Raw genomic sequence first — 17,038 nt, forward strand, 5'->3', positions numbered from 1 at the left:
GACCCGTGATCACCTTCCGTTGACATCGGATCTGGCGGAACAATAACGTTGCCGTGGTTGGGAAAAAAGGGGAGACGGAATGATCAGGGAATCCTATGCGAAGCACAAAACCGTGTCCTGAGCGTATGAATTCGACGACCCATAACGACTCCCGGTGGGCGGGCACGACACTGCAGGTAGTCGAGGACGAGGCGGCCCGTCTCGTCAAGTCGCTGCCGCGTGAGCACGTCGCGAAATTTCTGCCGACGGTCGGCCAGCTCACCGCCGACATGATCACCGAGATCCAGCGGGCCGTTCCCGCGTACGCGCGGCCGCTCGAAGGATATTTCGGCACGATCATGCGGTCCGGCGTCGAGCAGGCGGTGCGCCGGATGCTCGATTCGGTCGGGGTCGGCGGCAGCCCCAGCAGGGACTGGGCGAACTTGTACCGCAAGATTGGCAAGGTCGAGTTCCACGAGGGCCGCAGCCTCGACTCGCTGCAGACCGCGTACCGGGTCGGCGGCAAGGTCGCGTGGCGCCACATCGCCGACTGGGGCATACGGCATCAGCTGCCGATGCGCACGCTGACCGTGCTCGCCGAAGCCATCTTCGTCTACATCGACGAGATCTCCGCGCTGTCCATTGAGGGCTACACGCGGGCGCAGTCGGAGTCGGAGCGTGTCAAGGACCGCAGGCAGCGCAGGCTGTTGCACGCGCTGCTCAACCCGACCCGCACGGCGCGCGAGTCGCTGGCGACGCTCGCCGACAAGGCGGGCTGGCAGCTGCGAGACGAGGTCGCCGCCGTCGCCCTCCAACCAGCCGACGACCTGCAGGAACTGCCGGTTCCCGACCTACCGGACGATGTCCTGATGGACCTCGACGGTCCGTCGCCGTGCCTGATCACCGCGCAGCCGCAGCAGCATCTGGCACACCTGGCACCGCAGCTCGGCGGCAGGCGTGCGGCCGTGGGGCCGGTCGTGGCCATTGGCGACACCGCGACGTCGCTGCGCCTGGCGCGGCGCTGCCTCGACCTCGTCCTGCGCGGCGTTATCGACGACAACCCGCTGACCTGGACTGAGGATCACCTCGCGACGCTGTGCCTGCTCGGTGACGAGTTCTTGATCTCGGAAATACGAAGCCGCACACTCGCACCGCTGGAGAGGCTGACGTCCAAACAACGGCATCGCACCGCGCAAACCACGCTCGCGTGGCTGGAGACGCGCGGCAGCGTCAGCGATATCGCACAACGGCTGGGAATTCATCCGCAAACCGTCCGTTATCGCATGCGGCAGGTCGACAGCATTTTTGGTGACACCCTCGACGACCCCGACCGCAGGCTCGAACTCGAAATCTCGCTGCGCGCGGATCAAGCATTGCGCGGGCAGCAGCCAACCGAGGCAGAACAGTGTCCAACCTGATGAAAACACCCGCCGCGACAACGCGGTTTTCCGCCGCACTCGACGACGCCAGAACGCATTCGACACATCGCGGAACCGGTCCGGTTCCCTCGCTCCCCCGCGACATCGCGGCGTTGTTGCGGCCCGCGCTGACCGACATCACCGCCACCGTGACGTCCGAGGTGCGGCGTGGCGTACCCGCCTTCGCCGCCGAACGGCACGCCGCTACCGTCAGCGACGCCGCGGAGCGCGCGATCCGGCACTTCGTCGACCGCACCGAGGATCCGCGCACCGACACCGGGGCATTCACCAAGTATTTCCACGAACTCGGCGTCCGCGACCTGCACACCGAACGGCCGATCATCGAACCGCTGCAGGCGGCGTACCGGCTCGGCACCCGGGCAGCGTGGCGCAGCGTGGCGCGGCTGGCCCATGACTCCGGCGTCGCCAGCTCCACGTTGTGCCAGCTCGGCGAGGCGGTGTTCGCCTACATGGACGAACTGAGCGCGTTGTCGCTCGCGGGTCACACCCAGTCGCACGCCCGCCACGCGGACAGCGTCGAGCGCTACCGCAAGGAACTGCTCGTCACCCTGGTCAACGCTGCGCATCCAATCCCAGCTATGACGATCCTCCGGCTCGCGCAAGCCGGGCGCTGGCAGGTGCCCCGGCGGGTCGTCGCCGTCGCGGTCGAACCGAGACCAGACGCCGCGATGCCCCCGACGCATGTCTTCGACAACCGCGTGCTCGCGGATTTCGACACCGCGTCGCCGTTCCTGCTCGTCGGTGAGGACGACCTGGTGGTGCTGAACGAACTGACGGCGGCTGTGCCGGGCAGCCGCGCCGCAGTCGGGCCGCCTGCCGCGCTCAGCGAGACGCGAGAGTCACTGCGGTGGGCACGGCACACGCTGCGGCTCGTACAGTGCGGCATCCTTCCCAACGTCGAGGTCACATGGTTCGACCAGCAGCTGTCGACGTTGTGGATGCTGGACGACCCGATGGTGGTCGCCGAGCTGGCCGGACGGGTGCTCGCTCCGCTCGACGCGATCAGCCGCAGGCAGCGCACCAAGCTCAGCGACACGCTGCTGCTGGCGCTGGAGACGCGGCGCGACGTCGCGCGCATGGCGCAGGTGCTTGGCATTCACCCGCAGACCGTGCGCTACCGGCTCCGGCAACTCGACGGGCTTTTCGGCCGTCAGCTAGCCGAGCGGGAGACGCGCTTCGCGATCGAACTGGCACTGCGCGCGGAACGGACGCTCTGGTCAGCGGATTGAGCCTGGCGTCGGGTAGTGGCACGGTGCCCGGCGGGCGGCACCGCTCAGTGTGGATCATGAGGCGTTGTGGTGATACGTGTCGCCATAATGCCTCAAGATCCACAATAGACAGTCGTCAGTAGCAGCTCGCTCGGGCTGTCAGCGACAGCCCGCCTGGGTGTTCAGCGGCGACTCCGACGTCTCAAGGCCGTTGCGGTACTTCGTGCCCTCGTAGCCCGTCGTGCACGGTAGCGGATCGAAGAACGTCGGCAGGAGGCCGAAGCTCGCGCCGTCCTTGGTGATCACCGTCGACCCTGCCGAGACGACCTCGGGCGTGACGACCAACAACCGCTCCAGCCCGTCCCGCTTGGCGAGCACGACGGTGGAGGTGTCGAGCAGGTTGTGCAGCAGCACGCCGAGAGTGGGACCGCTCTCCTCGAGCAGCCGCTTGACCTGCGCGGCGGCCGACGGCGCCTCGGTGAGCACCGCGCGGAAGTCGCCATCCGCACGCCGCAACTCTGCCGCGACTCGCTTGGCGTTGGCGGCGAACGTCGTGATCGCATCGGACGTCGCCAGCTGCGTGTCCAGCACCGTGCCCGCATCCGCGATGAGGCGTGTCGTCTGCGGCAAGTGCTGCTTGGCCTGTTCGGTGAGGCTGGCGGAGGAGTCGAGCAACGCCTGCATGCCCGGCGCGGTGTCGCGCGTCGCGTCGTACAGCTCGTCGACGACGGTGCGCAGGTCATCGCCCGGTACCGACGTGACCAACTCGTCCAGGTTGAGCAGCACCGTCTCCACCGGCAACGGCGTGCTGGTGTCCGCGCGTTCGATCACCGACCCCTCTGCCAGATACGGCGAGCCGGAACGGCGGGGACGGAGGTCGATGTACTGCTCCCCCGCCGCTGACCGGTTCGCGACGACGGCTTCGACGTCGCTGGGCACTCGCGGCGCGTCATCGCGGATTCGCAGCTCCACCTCGATGCCATCGTCGACGAGCCGCAGCTCACCGACCCGCCCAATCGGCACGCCCCGATAGGTGACCTCCGCGTGGGTGAAGATGCCGCCGGAGTCGGCCATCCGCGCGGTGACCACGTAGCCGTTGCCGCCAACGAGCGTGTCGAGGCCGGCGTAGGTCGCGCCGACGTAGCCGACGCCGACCAGTGCGACGATCGCGAACAGGCTCACCTGGATCCGGACCAGCTTGCTCAGCATCAGCGCCCGCCCTTCGCCGCGTGGTGCTCGATGTAGAGATTGATGTAATCGCCCTTGATCGCGGGCAGCGCCGAGTCGGGGAACGGGAACGTCAGCAGCATCTCCATCGCGGCGGGCAGGTCCTCGCCAGCCTCGGCGAGGTTCCGCAGGGTCGGCTCCAGCGCGCGGAGGTCGGCGACCAGATTGTCCCCGCTGCGGTCGACGGTCTCGACGGCCACATCGGACAGTCGATCCAACGACGTCAGCATGGTGGTCAGCTTCTCGCGCTGGTCCGCGAGCACGGCGATGCCCGGCTCGAGGTCCTCGACCAGCGCGGCGATCTTGTCCTTGCGCTCGGCCAGCCGTGCCGCGAGCTTGTCCGTGCCGTGCAGCGCCTTGGTCAGCACGTCGGAGTTCTTATCGAAGCTGGCGGTGAACGTCTCGATGCGCCGCAGCAGCGAGCGGATCTCCCCGGTATTGCCCGCCATCGCCGCGTTCAGCTCGGTGTTGATGTCCTTGAGCTGCGACACCCCACCGCCATTCAGCACCATCGACAGCGCGCCGAGCACCTCTTCGATCTCGGTGTTGCGGCTGGTCCGTGCGACGTCGATCCGAGCACCATCGGTGAGCGTGCCTCGCGGCTCGTCCGGCGCGGCGAGCTCGACGAACTTCTCGCCGAGCATGCTGGACTGCCGTAGCCGCGCGACGGCGTTGGCAGGCAGTGCGACGTCGCGGTTGAGCAGCATGGTGACCTCGGCGGTACGGCCGTCGGTAGACAGCGCGATCGACTCCACCGTGCCAGCGGCAACGTCGTTGACCCGTACACCGGACTGCGGCACCAGGTCGAGCACGTCGGTGAACTCGGCGGTGACCCGGTACGGGTGCTCGCCGAGATCCGCGCCGCCGGGCAGCGGCACGCCGTACAGGCCGCCGAACGTGCCGCACCCGCTGACCAGCGCCAGCACCATGGCCAGCGCGGCGGCCACGCGGACCGGGCGTGGTGTCGCGACCCGTCGCATCAGTCGTCACCCCCGTTGCCGTTCATGCTGAACTCGTTGAGGTTGATCCTGCTGTCGATCGAGCCGCTGTCCGGGTCGTAGGCGCGTAGCAGTCGCCGCAACGCCCTCGGTGCCTCGTCCAACGCCTCCGCCAGCGAATCCCGCTGCTTGGCGAGCACCTTCGCTGTGCTCACCAGCTTGTCCACATTGGCCTTGACGCTGGCGCGGTTCTCCCGGACAAACGTGTCCACCTTGGCAAGCGCGACAGACAGTTCCTTCATCGCCGCGCTGAAATCCCGCCGTTCGGCCGCGAACACCTCGGATACCGTGGCGAGCAGCTGGCTGAACTCGCGCACGGTGTCGTCGTTCTCCGCCAGCATGGTGGTGAACTTCTGCAATCCGTCGATGGTCTTGAACAGGTCCGATTCGGACCCGGACAGCGTGCGGGCCGCCTTGCCCAATTCGCGGATGGCGTCGCCGAACCGCTCACCGTTGCCGTCGAGCGTGCCCGCCGCGCTCCGCAGCAGCTCGCTGAGCGCGCCGTCACCGTTGGCACCGTCAGGGCCGAGCGCGGTGGTCAGGTCGTCCAGGCTGCTCAGCAACTCGTCGATTTCGACGGGCACCACGGTGCGGTCGACGTCGATCACCGCGTCGTCCGCCATCCGCGGCCCACCGTCGTAGACCGGGGCCAGCTGCACGTACCGGTCGCTGACCAGGCTCGGCGTCACGATCAACGCGCCGGCGTCGGCGGGGATCGCGACGTCGGGATCGAGCGACATCGACACCTTCACCCGCTCCCCCTGCGGCTCGACGTTCTCCACGGTGCCGACGACGACGCCGAGCACCCGGACATCGGACTCCGGGTAGAGCCCGACGGTGCCGGTGAAGTACGCGGTGACGTGCTTCGTGCCACCGCCAACGGCCAGCCAGGTGACGGCGGAGGCGAGCAGCACGACGACCGCGCCGAGCGCCACCCAACGTGTGACGCGTCGGCCTCGCGGCTCGGTCTGGGCGAGACCGACGCCCGTGCGGTCCGGCGCGGCGCGCTCCGGCTCGGTACCCATCAACGACCTCCGGTGCGTTTCGGCGGCATGCAGCTCTCGGGCGCGTCGCCCGCTTCGACGATCAGCCCGCACAGATAGACGTCGATCCACGGGCCGTTGCTGACCGCGTCACCGACCAGCCGGTAGAACGGCCCAGCCAGCCGCAAGCTCTCGTTCAGGTTCGCCTGGTTGCGTTCGAGCACAGTGGCGACGTGCTCCAGCCGCCGCAGCGCGGGACGCAGTTGCCGCTGGTTGTCCCGCACCACGCCATCGAGTTCGCGGGCGAGCGCGCGCGTGCCGTCGAGCAGTCGTCCGATGGCGTCCGCACGCTTGTGGATCTCGCTGAGCAGCGTGCGGCCATCGGTGAGCAGCGCGTCGACATTGCCGCGCTGCTCGGCGAGCGTCGTGGTGATCTCGCTGGTGTTGCGCAGCAGTTTCGCGAGCTGCTCGTCGCGGGACGAGATCGTCTTCGACAGCGAGGAGAGCCCGGACAGCGCGGCCTTGACGTTCTCCGGCGTGGTGGCGTCGAACGTCTCGGTAAGCGTGCCGAACGCCTCCGCCAGCGCGTCGGTGTCGATCGCACCGATGGTCCGCGACAACTCCCCGAAGGCGTCGTTGACGTCATACGGGCTCGACGTCCGCGCCAGCGGGATCGGCTCGTCCGCGCTCAGCTCAGTGGTGCCGAACGGCTCCAGCGCGAGGGTTTTCTGCCCGAGCAGGGTCTTGATCTCGATCGACGCGGTCGTCTTGTCGCCGACCCACGCGTCATCGACCCGGAAGCTGACCAGCACCCGGTCACTCGCTAACGCCACGTCGGTGACCGTGCCGACCTTGACGCCGCCGATGCGGACCTCGTTGTCCGGCTTCAGCCCCGCGGCCTCGGCGAACTCCGCCTGATACACCGTGCCGCCGATGACGGGCAGCCGCTCCCAGTTCAGCGCGGCGGACCCGAGCGTAAGCATCACCACGAGCCCGATCAGGCCCATCCGGACGGGGTTACGTTCCCGGAACGACGTCATCGACCACACCTCGCTACCTCGCGCGAGACGCCGACCGGTGGTCCGCCCGGCGGGCGTTGGGCGTCGGAGACGGCACCGCACAGGTAGAAGTTCAGCCAGGAGCCGTACGACGCGGCCCGGCCGATCCGCGTGTACTTCATCGGCAGATTGCCGAGGAACCGCTCGAACTCCGGCGTGTTGTCCACCAGCGTGCCGGTGAGGTTCCGCAGCTCGCGCACGCTCGCCTTGAGCGGGCCGCGCCCCTTGTGCAGCAACGACGCGGTGGACGACGTCAGCGCGGCCATGCCGTCGATCGCCTCGCCGATGGGTCCCGCATCATCGGCGAGGCCGGAGACCAGACGCCGGGTGGTCGCGATGAGCGAGCCGAGCTTGTCGCCGCGCGCGGTCATCTCGTCGAGCACGATGTTGAGGTTGGTGACCACCCTGCCGATGACCTCGTCCTTGTTGGCCAGGGTGGAGGTGAGTGACGCGGTGTGGCGCAGCACGCTGTCGATCGTGCCGCCTTCGCCTTGCAGCACCTGGACGATGTGGAACGACAGTTGGTTGACCTCCTTCGGGGTCAGTGCCTGGAACAACGGCTTGAAGCCGTTGAACAACGCGGTCAGGTTCAGCGCGGGCCGGGTCCGCTCCAGCGGGATCCGCGCGCCGGGGTCGAGAGGTTCGCCGGTTTCGGCGTGTTCCAGCGCGATGTAGCGCTGCCCGATGAGGTTGCGAAACTTCACCGCGGCCGTCGTGGTGGTGTACAGCGGCCGGTCGGCGTCGATGCTGAACGTGACCTCGGCGTCGCGTCGGTCCACGATGCGGATGTCGTCGACCTCACCGATGCGCACACCTGCCATGCGGATGTCGTCACCGGGGTTGAGCGAGGTGACGTCGGTGAACACCGCCCGGTAGCTGGCCGTGTCGCCGTCGCTCTTGTTGGCGATGGTGATCGCGAGCAGCGCGGTGGCCAGCACGGTGACCACCGTGAACACGATGCCCTTGACCAGCGGCCTGATCACTCCGCGCAGCACGTCGCGCCCTCCCTGTGGGTCAGCATGTGGCACCGGCCCGTCCCCCGGGTGCCGTCTTGGTGCCGAGCTTGATGTGCAGGCCTGGCTCATTCGTGCCAGCGCCAAGCGCTTTGTCGACAAGTGGTTTGAGATCGCTCACCGTGCCGAACAGGCAGGGGAACCGGTGGGAATGCTTGGCGATCAGTTCGAGGATCGGCCTGCTGTTCGCCGCGAGCGCGATCAGGTTCTCCTTGTTGGGCCGCAGGAATCCATCCAGTTCGGACGACGCACCCGCCACGGTCACCAACAGCGCCCGCAGATCCTGTCTGCGTTCGGCGATGGTCGTGGTGGTCGTCGCGGCATCCGCCAGCGCGTCGACGACGTCCGGCCCCGCGATGCCATAGGTGTCCAGCAACTTCGCGAACTTCGCGAGATCCTGTTGCAGTCGCGGTAGATGCGGGTTGAGCTCGGCTAGGTAGTCGTTCAGGTCGACCAGCGTGCCGCCGAGCTGCTCGCCCCTGCCATCGAGTGCCTGCGCGACCGAGCCGAGGCTCGCCGCGAGCTTCTGCGGCTGCACCGCGCGCAGCAGCGGCAGCAGGTCGTTGAGCACCTGCTCCAGCTCGATGGAGACCGCGGAGCGGTCCTGGGTGATGACGTCGCCCGCCGCGAGTGGTTCAGCCCCGGGCGTCTCGGGGATCACGAGGTCGACGAACCGCTGCCCGAACACACTCTTCGGTAACAGCCGCGCGGAAACCCCGGCGGGTAGCTCCGCGAGCCGGTCCGGATCGATGGCCAGCGACAGCTCAGCCCCGCCGTCAACGACCCGGATCTCGCGCACCGAGCCGACGACGACACCGCGTGCCTTGACGTCGGCGCCCTCGGCGAGCTGGGTGCCAACCCGGTCGGCGCGCAGCGTGACCGGCACGGCGTCGGAGAACGCCTTGTCGTAGATCGCCACCGAGAGCCAGCCGAGCAGGCCGAGCACGACGAGGAAGACCACGCCGAGCGCCTGCAGGCCGATGCGTTTCCGTGTCGTGCTCATCCGGCGATCCGCACCGTCGTCGTTGAGCCCCAGATGGCGAGACCGGTGAAAAAATTGAGCACGGCGACGAGCACGATCGCGGTCCGCACCGAGCGGCCGACCGCGACGCCGACCCCGGCGGGCCCGCCGCTGGCGCGGTAGCCGTAGAAGCAGTGCGTCAGGATGATCGCGACGCTGAACACCAGCACCTTGGCGAAGGAGTAGAGCACGTCCTCTGGCGGCAGGAACAGATTGAAGTAGTGGTCGTAGGTGCCAGCCGACTGGCCGTACACCCACACGGTCGTCATCCGCGCGGCGAGGTACGACGTCAGCAGCCCGATCACGTACAGCGGAATGATCGCGACGAACCCGGCGATGATCCGTGACGTCACCAGGTACGGCACGCTGCGGATGCCCATCGCCTCCAACGCGTCGATCTCCTCCGCGATGCGCATCGCGCCGAGCTGCGCGGTGAAGCCGGATCCGACGGTTGCCGACAGCGCGAGCGAGGCGACCAGCGGCGCGATCTCGCGGGTGTTGAAGTACGCGGAGAGGAATCCAGCGAACGCCGACGTCCCGACCTGGTCCAGCGCGGAATAGCCCTGCAAGCCGACGACCGTTCCGGTGAACACCGTCAGGCCCACCATCACGCCGATGGTGCCGCCGATGACGGCGAGCGCGCCGCTGCCGAAGCTGACCTCACCGAGCAGCCGGACGATCTCGCGGGAGTAGTGCCGCAGTGTGAACGGCGTCCACAGCAGCGCCCGCAGGTAGAACAGCAGCTGGTCACCGAGGCGTTCCAGCGCGTTCATGCCTTTCTCGACGGTGAGCCGGTGTCTGCCGACCACCTTGAGCACGGTCATCGACATCGCTCAGGCCCCTTTCGGTGGCACGATCTGCAGGTACACCACGCTGATCACGAAGTTCACGAAGAACAGCAGCAGAAACGTGATGACGACCGACTGGTTGACGACGTCGCCGACGCCCTTGGGGCCGCCGCGCGGGTTGAGGCCCCGGTAGGACGCGACGAGCCCGGCGAGGAACCCGAAGATCACCGCCTTGATCTCGCCCACCCACAGGTCGGGCAGCTGCGCCAGCGCGGAGAAGCTGGCGAGGAACGCGCCTGGCGTGCCGCCTTGGACGATGACGTTGAAGAAGTAGCCACCGCAGACTCCCACCACGCTGACCATGCCGTTGAGCAGCGCGGCGACCAGCATCGTGGCCTGCACTCTCGGCACGACGAGACGTTGGATCGGCGAGACGCCAAGCACCTCCATGGCGTCGATCTCCTCGCGGATGGTGCGCGCGCCGAGATCGGCGCAGATCGCGGAGCCCGCCGCGCCGGAAACGACCAGTGCGGTCACGATGGGGCTGGCCTGCTGGATCACGGCGAGCACGCTGGCCGCGCCGTTGAACGACGACGCACCGATCTGGGCGGTCAGCGAGCCGAGTTGGAGCGTGATCACCGCGCCGAACGGGATGGCGATCAGCGCGGCCGGCACGATCGCGACGCTGGCGACGAACCAGAACTGCTGGATGAACTCCCGCACCTGGAACGGCCGCCGGAACATACCGATGAGGACGTCCAGGCCGAGCGCGAACAGTGTGCCGAACTCGCGCAGCGCGCCCCGGCCAAGTGCCACCGGGCTTGCCTTGCCGCTGACCGTGGTCATCGCCACCGTTCCTCGCCTGGGGAGCCGAGGTTTGGGCCGCCCGCGGGCCCCGCGACGCCGTGAGCGGGCGCGGTTTCAGCGGTGCGCGTCGCGCTGGCCGTGTCGAAGCTGGCGAGCACGCTCCGCCGCGCGGCGTCCGGCAGGGTGGGCAGCATCCGCATCACCCGTTCCCTGCGGCGGCGCACCGCGTCGCGCGGCGGCAGGCCGGGTGTCGGCTCGAGCTGCGGCGCCACACCTCGGACGTCCTCGCCGCTCGCCCCGTCGTTGTGGCCGGCGCGGGCCTGCTCCCGCTCGGCGGCCATGGTGGCGGTGTCCTTCTCCTCGCTCATGCCGATCGGGCCGAACCGACGTCCATTGAGGAACTGCGCCACCACGGGTTCGTCACTGGTCAGCAGCACTTCGCGCGGGCCGAACATGACCAGCTCCCTGCGGAAGAGCATGCCGAGGTTGTCCGGCACCGTGCGGGCGACGGTGATGTTGTGGGTGACGATGAGGATGGTGGCGTCGAGTTGCGCGTTGAGGTCGATCAGCAGCTGGCTCAGGTAGGCGGTGCGCACCGGGTCGAGACCGGAGTCCGGCTCGTCACACAGGATGATCTCCGGTTCCAGCACCAGCGCCCGTGCCAGCCCGGCGCGTTTGCGCATGCCGCCGGAGATTTCACCCGGGAGCTTGTCCTCCGCGCCACCGAGGCCGACCAGCTCCAGTTTCTCCCGCGCGATGCGTCGGACTTCGGACTCCGACTCGCGGGTGTGTTCCCGCAGCGGGAAGCACACGTTGTCCAGCACCGACATCGACCCGAACAGTGCACCGTCCTGGAACAGCACACCGAACAGCCTGCGCAACCGGTACAGCGTGGATTCGCGGCAGTGCACCAGGTCAGTGCCGTCGATCACGACGCTGCCCCGCTCCGGCTTGAGCAGCCCGATCAGGCATTTCAGGAACACCGACTTGCCGGTGCCCGACGGCCCGAGCAGCACGCTGACTTCCCCGGCTGGCAGCGTCAATGAGACGTCCCGCCAGATCGGCGTTCGCCCGAACGACTTGCTCAAGCCCTGGACGGCGACTTCGACGCCCATCGCACCTCCCGCACCTTCAGTAGTCGAGGCATCCGATGCACCGCATCTTCAGCCTCGTGACCAGCTCGTTCTCCGGCCCGGACACCAAGCCGGTCAGCAGCGGGTCGAGATCTTCCTTCGTCCCGCAGCCGGTGAACGGCGGAATCGGATACGTCGATTCCAGGACGCTTTCCTCACCTGGCACGAGACTGACGTCGCCTGCCATTCGGATGACCGCGGGAGACGCCGTTGTGCAGTTCTTGCCAATAGCGAGTGGAACGCCGTCTTGTTTCGCGCCGCGAGCGCCGATACGCAGCGGAATGGTCATGTCCACATGCGACGTCTGATTGAGCAGATCGAGCGTCGCGGTACCCCGCGCCTTGCGTTGCTGAGTGAACTCCGTGGTCGTGGTGACCGGCATGAATCCGAATGCGATGAAATAGCCCTGCGACGGTGGCAGCGTCAGGTCGCCCTCCAACCGGAGCGTGCCTGGCGGCAACGACGGGTCCTCGCTGATCTCGCCGTCGAACCTGCCCGGCCCGATGTCCATATCCGACCGCAGGTTCGGATTGGCGATGGTCGTCGTTCCGTTGACGTGGAACGACACTTTGAGCGCGATGCCCTGCTGCAACGCCACGCGCGCCGGCGACGCCTTGGCCACCGCCGGGCGCTGCCCCGGTGCGGCCGATGCGGACAGCACGGGAACGACGGCAACCACGATCGCAATTCCGGCGACGACGGAAACAATTTTCCTCATCGCGGTCCGCAACTCTCGCCGTGCCATCTAATCGCTTTCCACCCACGTTCAGAAATGAGCCATATCGGCGTTACGGCGGGAACACTATCGAGCCGTTATGCCCGCCACAACGATTCATTTCGGACGGCACAAGGGAGGGCGTTTTTGTTGTCTTTCAAGCACGAGGACGGCGTCCGGTTTTATCGCACCCGGAGCATGGTGAGGGTCAGGTTCGGTGCGGGTGACGTCGGCCGGTCCACGCCTGTGCGCTTTCCGCCGCTCCGCGCGATCAGTCGTCCCGGCTCTGGGTGTGGATCTTGAGGCGTTGTGGTTGTCCGGGCGACCACAACGCCTCAAGATCCACACGTTCGCCACGGAAGTCAGAACTCGCGGCACGCGAACACGGAACTCGGGGCGCGCAACCGGGCAACTCGCGGGCGCCCGGCGCGCCGGTCAGGCGGAGGGCGTGTGCGGGTACGCCGTGCCGTCGACGAGGAGGCGCTTGAGGATCTTGCCGGTGGGGTTGCGCGGCAGTTCGGTGACGAAGTGCACGTCGCGCGGCACCGCGAACCGGGGCAGCCGGTGCCGGATATAACGGCGCACCATCTCGGCGTCCAGCCGCGCGCCCTCGCGCACCACGACGTAGGCCACCAGCCGCTGGCCGTACTCGGCATCCGGCGCGCCGACGACGGCGACCTCCTCGACCTGCGGCAGCAACGCGATCGCTTCTTCCACCGAGCGGGGAAAGACGTTCTCGCCCCCTGAGATGATCATCTCGTCCTGCCTGCCGGACACGAACAGCCTGCCATTGGCGTCGAGGTAGCCGACGTCGCCGGTGTCCATCAGCTTGTTCTCGATGTCCTTCGAGCCACCGTCGGTGTAGCCGTCGAACAGCATCTCGTTGCCGACGAAGATCCGCCCGACCGAGCCGTACGGCACTGGCGTGCCGTCGTCGTCGAGGATGCCGACCCTGGTGCCGAGCGGCGGCGTGCCCGCCGTGGTGGGCGCGGCACGCAGATCGGCAGGATCCGCGATGGTGCCCCACGAGACCTCGGTCGAGCCGTAGAAGTTGTAGAGCACGTCGCCGAAGGCGTCCATGAACTCGGTGACCAGCGCCCCTGACATCGCCGACCCGCTGCTCGCGACGACGCGCAGGCTTGAGGTGTCGTAGCGCTCACGCACATCGGCGGGCAGGTTCATGATCCGCCGTAGCATGATCGGGATCGCGAAGAGTGACGTGACGCGGTGCTCTGCGATCGCGCGCAGGCACGCCTCGGCGTCGAACCGCTCCTGCAGCAGCACGGTCGCCCGCAGCGGGGTGCTGATCTGCAGTGCGGCGAGGCCCCAGGAGTGAAACAGCGGCGCGGCGATGAACATCCGCTCGCCCGTGCGCAACGGCAGCCTGGACAGCATGGCCGCGACCACCCCGAGTCCCTTCGGCGTCGGCCGCCGCGCACCCTTCGGCGTACCGCTGGTGCCGGACGTCATCACCACGAGCGTGCCCGGTCGCCGGGGCGGACGCAGGTCGACGTCACGCGCTTCGCGCAGCAGGTCGTCGATGCCCTCGGTCGCGCTGCCCGATTCCGAGACGCGCAGGGATGTGCTGATCCGCAGCACGTCGCCGGGGAGATACCGCAGCAGCGCGTCGAACTCGTCGTCCGCGATGACGGTGTCCGCGCCATGCTCGGTGATGGCGTCGACCAGCTGCTGCCCAGCCAGCCCGACGTTGAGCAGCAACACGTTCGCGCCGAGCTTGCCGCACGCCAGCAGCGTCTCCACCATCACCGCGTGGTTGCGCGCCAGGATCGCGACCGAGCTGCCGTCGTCGATGCCGTGCGTGCGCAGGCCAGCGGCGAGCCGGGTGGACATCGAATGGACTTCGGCGAAGGTGCGGGTGCCGTGTTCGTCGACCACAGCGATGTCCTGTGGCGAACGCGCGGCGGCACCGATGTAGCCGCCGACGAGCGTGTGGCCCCACTTGCCGACGGCCCTGAGCTGCGCGATTCCCTTGTTCGGCTGGGCGAGCGTCAACACACCGGCCGCGCGCAGCGTGCTCGCGACGCTGAGCTGGAACGTCGCCGCGTCGCCCCGATTGGCGATCACCGATGTGGGGGCGCGATCGAGGAAGTCGCAGATCCGCTGCATGCCGTCCCGCGCCCACGCCCGGACCTCGTTCTTGGACCAGCGGGTGTTGTCGTGGTACAGCCCCGGTTTGAAGAATGACAGCGACACCCTGGTGCGGCCGGGCCCGTCGTCGACGAGGTTGACGGAGCACCAGCTGCCGCTGTCCGGATCATTGGCGAGCGCCAGCTTCTGGCTGTGCCGGTTGAGCACCGTTTGCACCGTGTGCTGAATGCTCTTGCCACCCAGCCCGATAGTGAAGCGGTAGCGGGTGGGCACGTTCGGCTCCGACGACCCGATGCGCTGGCAGTCGGTGATACCCAGGAAGAACCTCGGGTACATCTCCGGATCACCAATCAGTTGCCAGACTTTGACCCGGGGATGGCGCACGAGCGCGTCGAAGACAATACAGTCGGATGGCATCGTTGACACCCACCTTCCCTACCAGCACTTGCCCACGCACCTGGCAACGCCCCATTAAGTGACGCGGGTCAAGAGCCGGTCAAGAGGAGGCCCGCGTTCTTGACCGAACACCATGGCGCGCCGCGCGGTTTTTGTCACGCGACGCACAGCTATCGCGTGTCGGGCCGCGCGGGGCCAGCAGGGTTGACGGCGAGTGCCACGAGGTGATCGGCCGCCGCGACCGCACCCCCGGCCGCACGAAATGAGCGCGCGATCCGGCGAGCCGCGACGCGATAGGTGTCCTCGCTGAGCACGGTGTCGATGGCAGCGCCGATGTGGGACGACGTCGCGCGGGCGAACCGCAGCCGGAGTCCCGCGCCGGAACGCACCACCTGCTCGGCCACGATCGGCTGGTCGTCGCGGATAGGTGCGACGACAAGCGGCACGCCCCGCGCGAGCGACTCGCACACGGTGTTATGGCCCGCGTGGCAGAGCACCGCATCAGCGTGGTCGAGCACCGCGAGCTGCGGTACCGACTCCCGGACCACCACGTTCTCCGGGGCGTCCGCGATAACGCCACCCTGGTCCGCCACGACCGCACGCAGCCACGGACGTTCGGCCAGCGCGGCGACGCACTCGTGGAGGAACCGCTCGCCAGCGGCGGCGTTGACGGTGCCGAGGCTGACGTAGACCAGCGGGCGCGCGATGTCGAACGGCAGCTGACTGTCGGGTTCGGACCGTGTCACCGGGCCGACCAGCCGGGTGGTGGCGCCGATGCTCGCGGTGTCGCCGAGCAGGTCGGCGGTGGTGAAGCCGAGCACGAGGTGTGGCGAGTAGCGCAGGTCGCCGGTCTTGTCCGGGTCGCCGTAGCGAACGCGCAGTTCGGTGAGCCACGCGGCGACCCAATCGCGCACTTTGGGCATCGCGGCGAGCGGGTCGGTGAACTCCGAGGACGTCGTGGCCGACGTCGCCCATGGCAGCCTAAAGCGTTCCGCGACCAGCGCCCCAGCGAACGCCTGCTGATCAGCGACGACGACGTCCGGCTGGTCAACGGCGACGGCGTCCTCGACGGCGGGCACCATCTCGGCGGCGAGCGGCACCAGCACGCGCTCCCATAGGAAACGCAGCGCGTCGAAGCCGCGTTGCGGCGCGGGCCGGGCGACCGCGCCGGGCAGCCGGACATGCCGGATCTTCGCGTCGTCCGGCACGAGCCCGGTGAGCACCTCGGCGTCGGCGACCCACGACACGGCGTGTCCACGCGCCGCGAGTTCCGCGGCGACCCCCGCGGCGGGGTTGATGTGGCCCGCGAACGGCGGGACGACGAACAGGAACCGGCTCACGCGACGTCGGCCGCCAGTCTGCCTGCCGGTTGGCTGGCGGATTCGTGCTGGTGCACCCAGTCGAGCACCAGGTCTCGCACGGTGTGGTGCCGTTCGACGAGCACCGAGTGGTTCTGTCCCTCGATCACCTCCGTTGTGCAGTTCGGCAGCGCGGCTTGCAGCGCGAGCGGGTCATCGCGCTGAAAGCCCTCACTGCCCACAATGGACAGCACGGGCACGGCGAGCGCCCGCAGGTCGTCGCTGGTCAGCAGTGGTCCACGCGGCACGTCGGTGACGATGCTGGTTGCCTGGATGATCAGCGCGGCCGCCTTGGCGAGCCGCGCGTGGTGGCTGCCGAAGGTCTCGGCGAGCCAGGCAAGGTTCTCCTCCGCCGACATCTCCTCGACGACGTTGCCGAGCGTGCGATGCATCCGGTCCGCCCACGCCCGCGTCGCCGGTTCCGACTCGATGGAGACGACACTGGCGACGCGCGCGGCATCACGGGCGGCGAAGCTGAACGCGATCGTTCCGCCGAAGCTGTTGCCGACCAGGTGCACGGGTTGGTCGATGCCCAACGTGTCCAGCAGCGCCGCGAGGTCGTCGACGAAGTCCGTGACCTGGTAGCCGACTCGTGGCCGTTCGGAACGGCCGTGTCCGCGCAGGTCATAGGCCAGCACATCGACGCCAGCGGCGGACAGCGGCGCGGAGAGCGTGAGGTAGAAGCTGGCCAGACTGTCGTAGCCGAGCCCGTGCACGCACACGACGACCGGCGCGGCACCGATGCCGTGCCTAGCCCGCATCAGCTGGAAGTGCGTGCGGATGCCGTTGCACTCCACCATGCCCAC

General features: G+C 68.2%; 15 protein-coding genes. 2 read left to right on the forward strand and 13 right to left on the reverse strand.

Translation table 11 applies throughout. The annotated features are described in order from the left end of the window. Window positions 1-125: 125 nt before the first annotated feature. Together AMYHA_RS24105 and AMYHA_RS24110 are read left to right on the forward strand one after the other, a co-directional pair. Entirely contained in the window at window positions 126-1,397 is a 1,272-nt protein-coding gene (locus AMYHA_RS24105; protein ID WP_231104881.1) for a PucR family transcriptional regulator, read from the forward strand. Further along, entirely contained in the window at window positions 1,397-2,647 is a 1,251-nt protein-coding gene (locus tag AMYHA_RS24110) for a helix-turn-helix domain-containing protein (RefSeq protein ID WP_157362373.1), read from the forward strand. Before AMYHA_RS24105 ends, AMYHA_RS24110 begins: the two co-directional genes overlap by 1 nt. A gap of 138 nt (window positions 2,648-2,785) precedes the next feature. Here AMYHA_RS24110 and AMYHA_RS24115 read toward each other — a convergent pair whose 3' ends face one another. The 13 genes from AMYHA_RS24115 to AMYHA_RS24175 form a co-directional block, all read right to left on the reverse strand. Next, window positions 2,786-3,835, reverse strand: coding sequence for an MCE family protein (locus tag AMYHA_RS24115; protein ID WP_034274826.1), 1,050 nt, complete (start codon window positions 3,833-3,835; stop codon window positions 2,786-2,788). Next, window positions 3,835-4,833: an MCE family protein gene (locus tag AMYHA_RS24120; RefSeq protein WP_051400251.1), complete on the reverse strand. Its 999-nt coding sequence runs from the start codon at window positions 4,831-4,833 to the stop codon at window positions 3,835-3,837. Before AMYHA_RS24120 ends, AMYHA_RS24115 begins: the two co-directional genes overlap by 1 nt. Continuing rightward, window positions 4,833-5,876: an MCE family protein gene (locus AMYHA_RS24125; protein ID WP_084037475.1), complete on the reverse strand. Its 1,044-nt coding sequence runs from the start codon at window positions 5,874-5,876 to the stop codon at window positions 4,833-4,835. The genes AMYHA_RS24120 and AMYHA_RS24125 overlap by 1 nt, the downstream gene beginning before the upstream one ends. Further along, complete coding sequence (locus AMYHA_RS24130; protein ID WP_034274828.1) at window positions 5,876-6,874, reverse strand: MCE family protein; 999 nt, start codon at window positions 6,872-6,874, stop codon at window positions 5,876-5,878. Before AMYHA_RS24130 ends, AMYHA_RS24125 begins: the two co-directional genes overlap by 1 nt. Further along, complete coding sequence (locus tag AMYHA_RS24135; RefSeq protein ID WP_034278660.1) at window positions 6,871-7,884, reverse strand: MCE family protein; 1,014 nt, start codon at window positions 7,882-7,884, stop codon at window positions 6,871-6,873. Before AMYHA_RS24135 ends, AMYHA_RS24130 begins: the two co-directional genes overlap by 4 nt. Before the next feature lie 22 nt (window positions 7,885-7,906). Then, window positions 7,907-8,908, reverse strand: coding sequence for an MCE family protein (locus tag AMYHA_RS24140; RefSeq protein ID WP_051400252.1), 1,002 nt, complete (start codon window positions 8,906-8,908; stop codon window positions 7,907-7,909). Continuing rightward, window positions 8,905-9,750, reverse strand: a complete 846-nt coding sequence (locus tag AMYHA_RS24145) for an MlaE family ABC transporter permease (protein WP_231104980.1) — start codon at window positions 9,748-9,750, stop codon at window positions 8,905-8,907. Before AMYHA_RS24145 ends, AMYHA_RS24140 begins: the two co-directional genes overlap by 4 nt. 9 nt (window positions 9,751-9,759) lie before the next feature. Beyond that, entirely contained in the window at window positions 9,760-10,560 is an 801-nt protein-coding gene (locus AMYHA_RS24150) for an MlaE family ABC transporter permease (protein ID WP_034278664.1), read from the reverse strand. Continuing rightward, window positions 10,557-11,636 carry an ABC transporter ATP-binding protein gene (locus AMYHA_RS24155; protein WP_084037476.1) on the reverse strand — a complete coding sequence of 360 codons (1,080 nt, stop codon included), beginning with the start codon at window positions 11,634-11,636 and terminating at the stop codon, window positions 10,557-10,559. Before AMYHA_RS24155 ends, AMYHA_RS24150 begins: the two co-directional genes overlap by 4 nt. Window positions 11,637-11,652: 16 nt before the next feature. Then, window positions 11,653-12,372, reverse strand: coding sequence for a hypothetical protein (locus tag AMYHA_RS24160; RefSeq protein WP_157362375.1), 720 nt, complete (start codon window positions 12,370-12,372; stop codon window positions 11,653-11,655). Window positions 12,373-12,804: 432 nt separating this feature from the next. Beyond that, the gene (locus AMYHA_RS24165) at window positions 12,805-14,895 is read right to left on the reverse strand and encodes an AMP-binding protein (protein ID WP_034274832.1); all 2,091 of its coding nucleotides are present in this window, start codon (window positions 14,893-14,895) and stop codon (window positions 12,805-12,807) included. 149 nt (window positions 14,896-15,044) lie between these two features. Further along, entirely contained in the window at window positions 15,045-16,214 is a 1,170-nt protein-coding gene (locus tag AMYHA_RS24170) for a glycosyltransferase (protein ID WP_034274834.1), read from the reverse strand. Then, on the reverse strand, window positions 16,211-17,032 hold the full coding sequence (locus AMYHA_RS24175) for an alpha/beta fold hydrolase (RefSeq protein ID WP_051400254.1): 822 nt from the start codon (window positions 17,030-17,032) through the stop codon (window positions 16,211-16,213). Before AMYHA_RS24175 ends, AMYHA_RS24170 begins: the two co-directional genes overlap by 4 nt. Window positions 17,033-17,038 lie beyond the last annotated feature (6 nt).

This window comes from Haloechinothrix halophila YIM 93223, from assembly GCF_000504245.1.
GTDB classification, from domain to species: domain Bacteria; phylum Actinomycetota; class Actinomycetes; order Mycobacteriales; family Pseudonocardiaceae; genus Haloechinothrix_A; species Haloechinothrix_A halophila.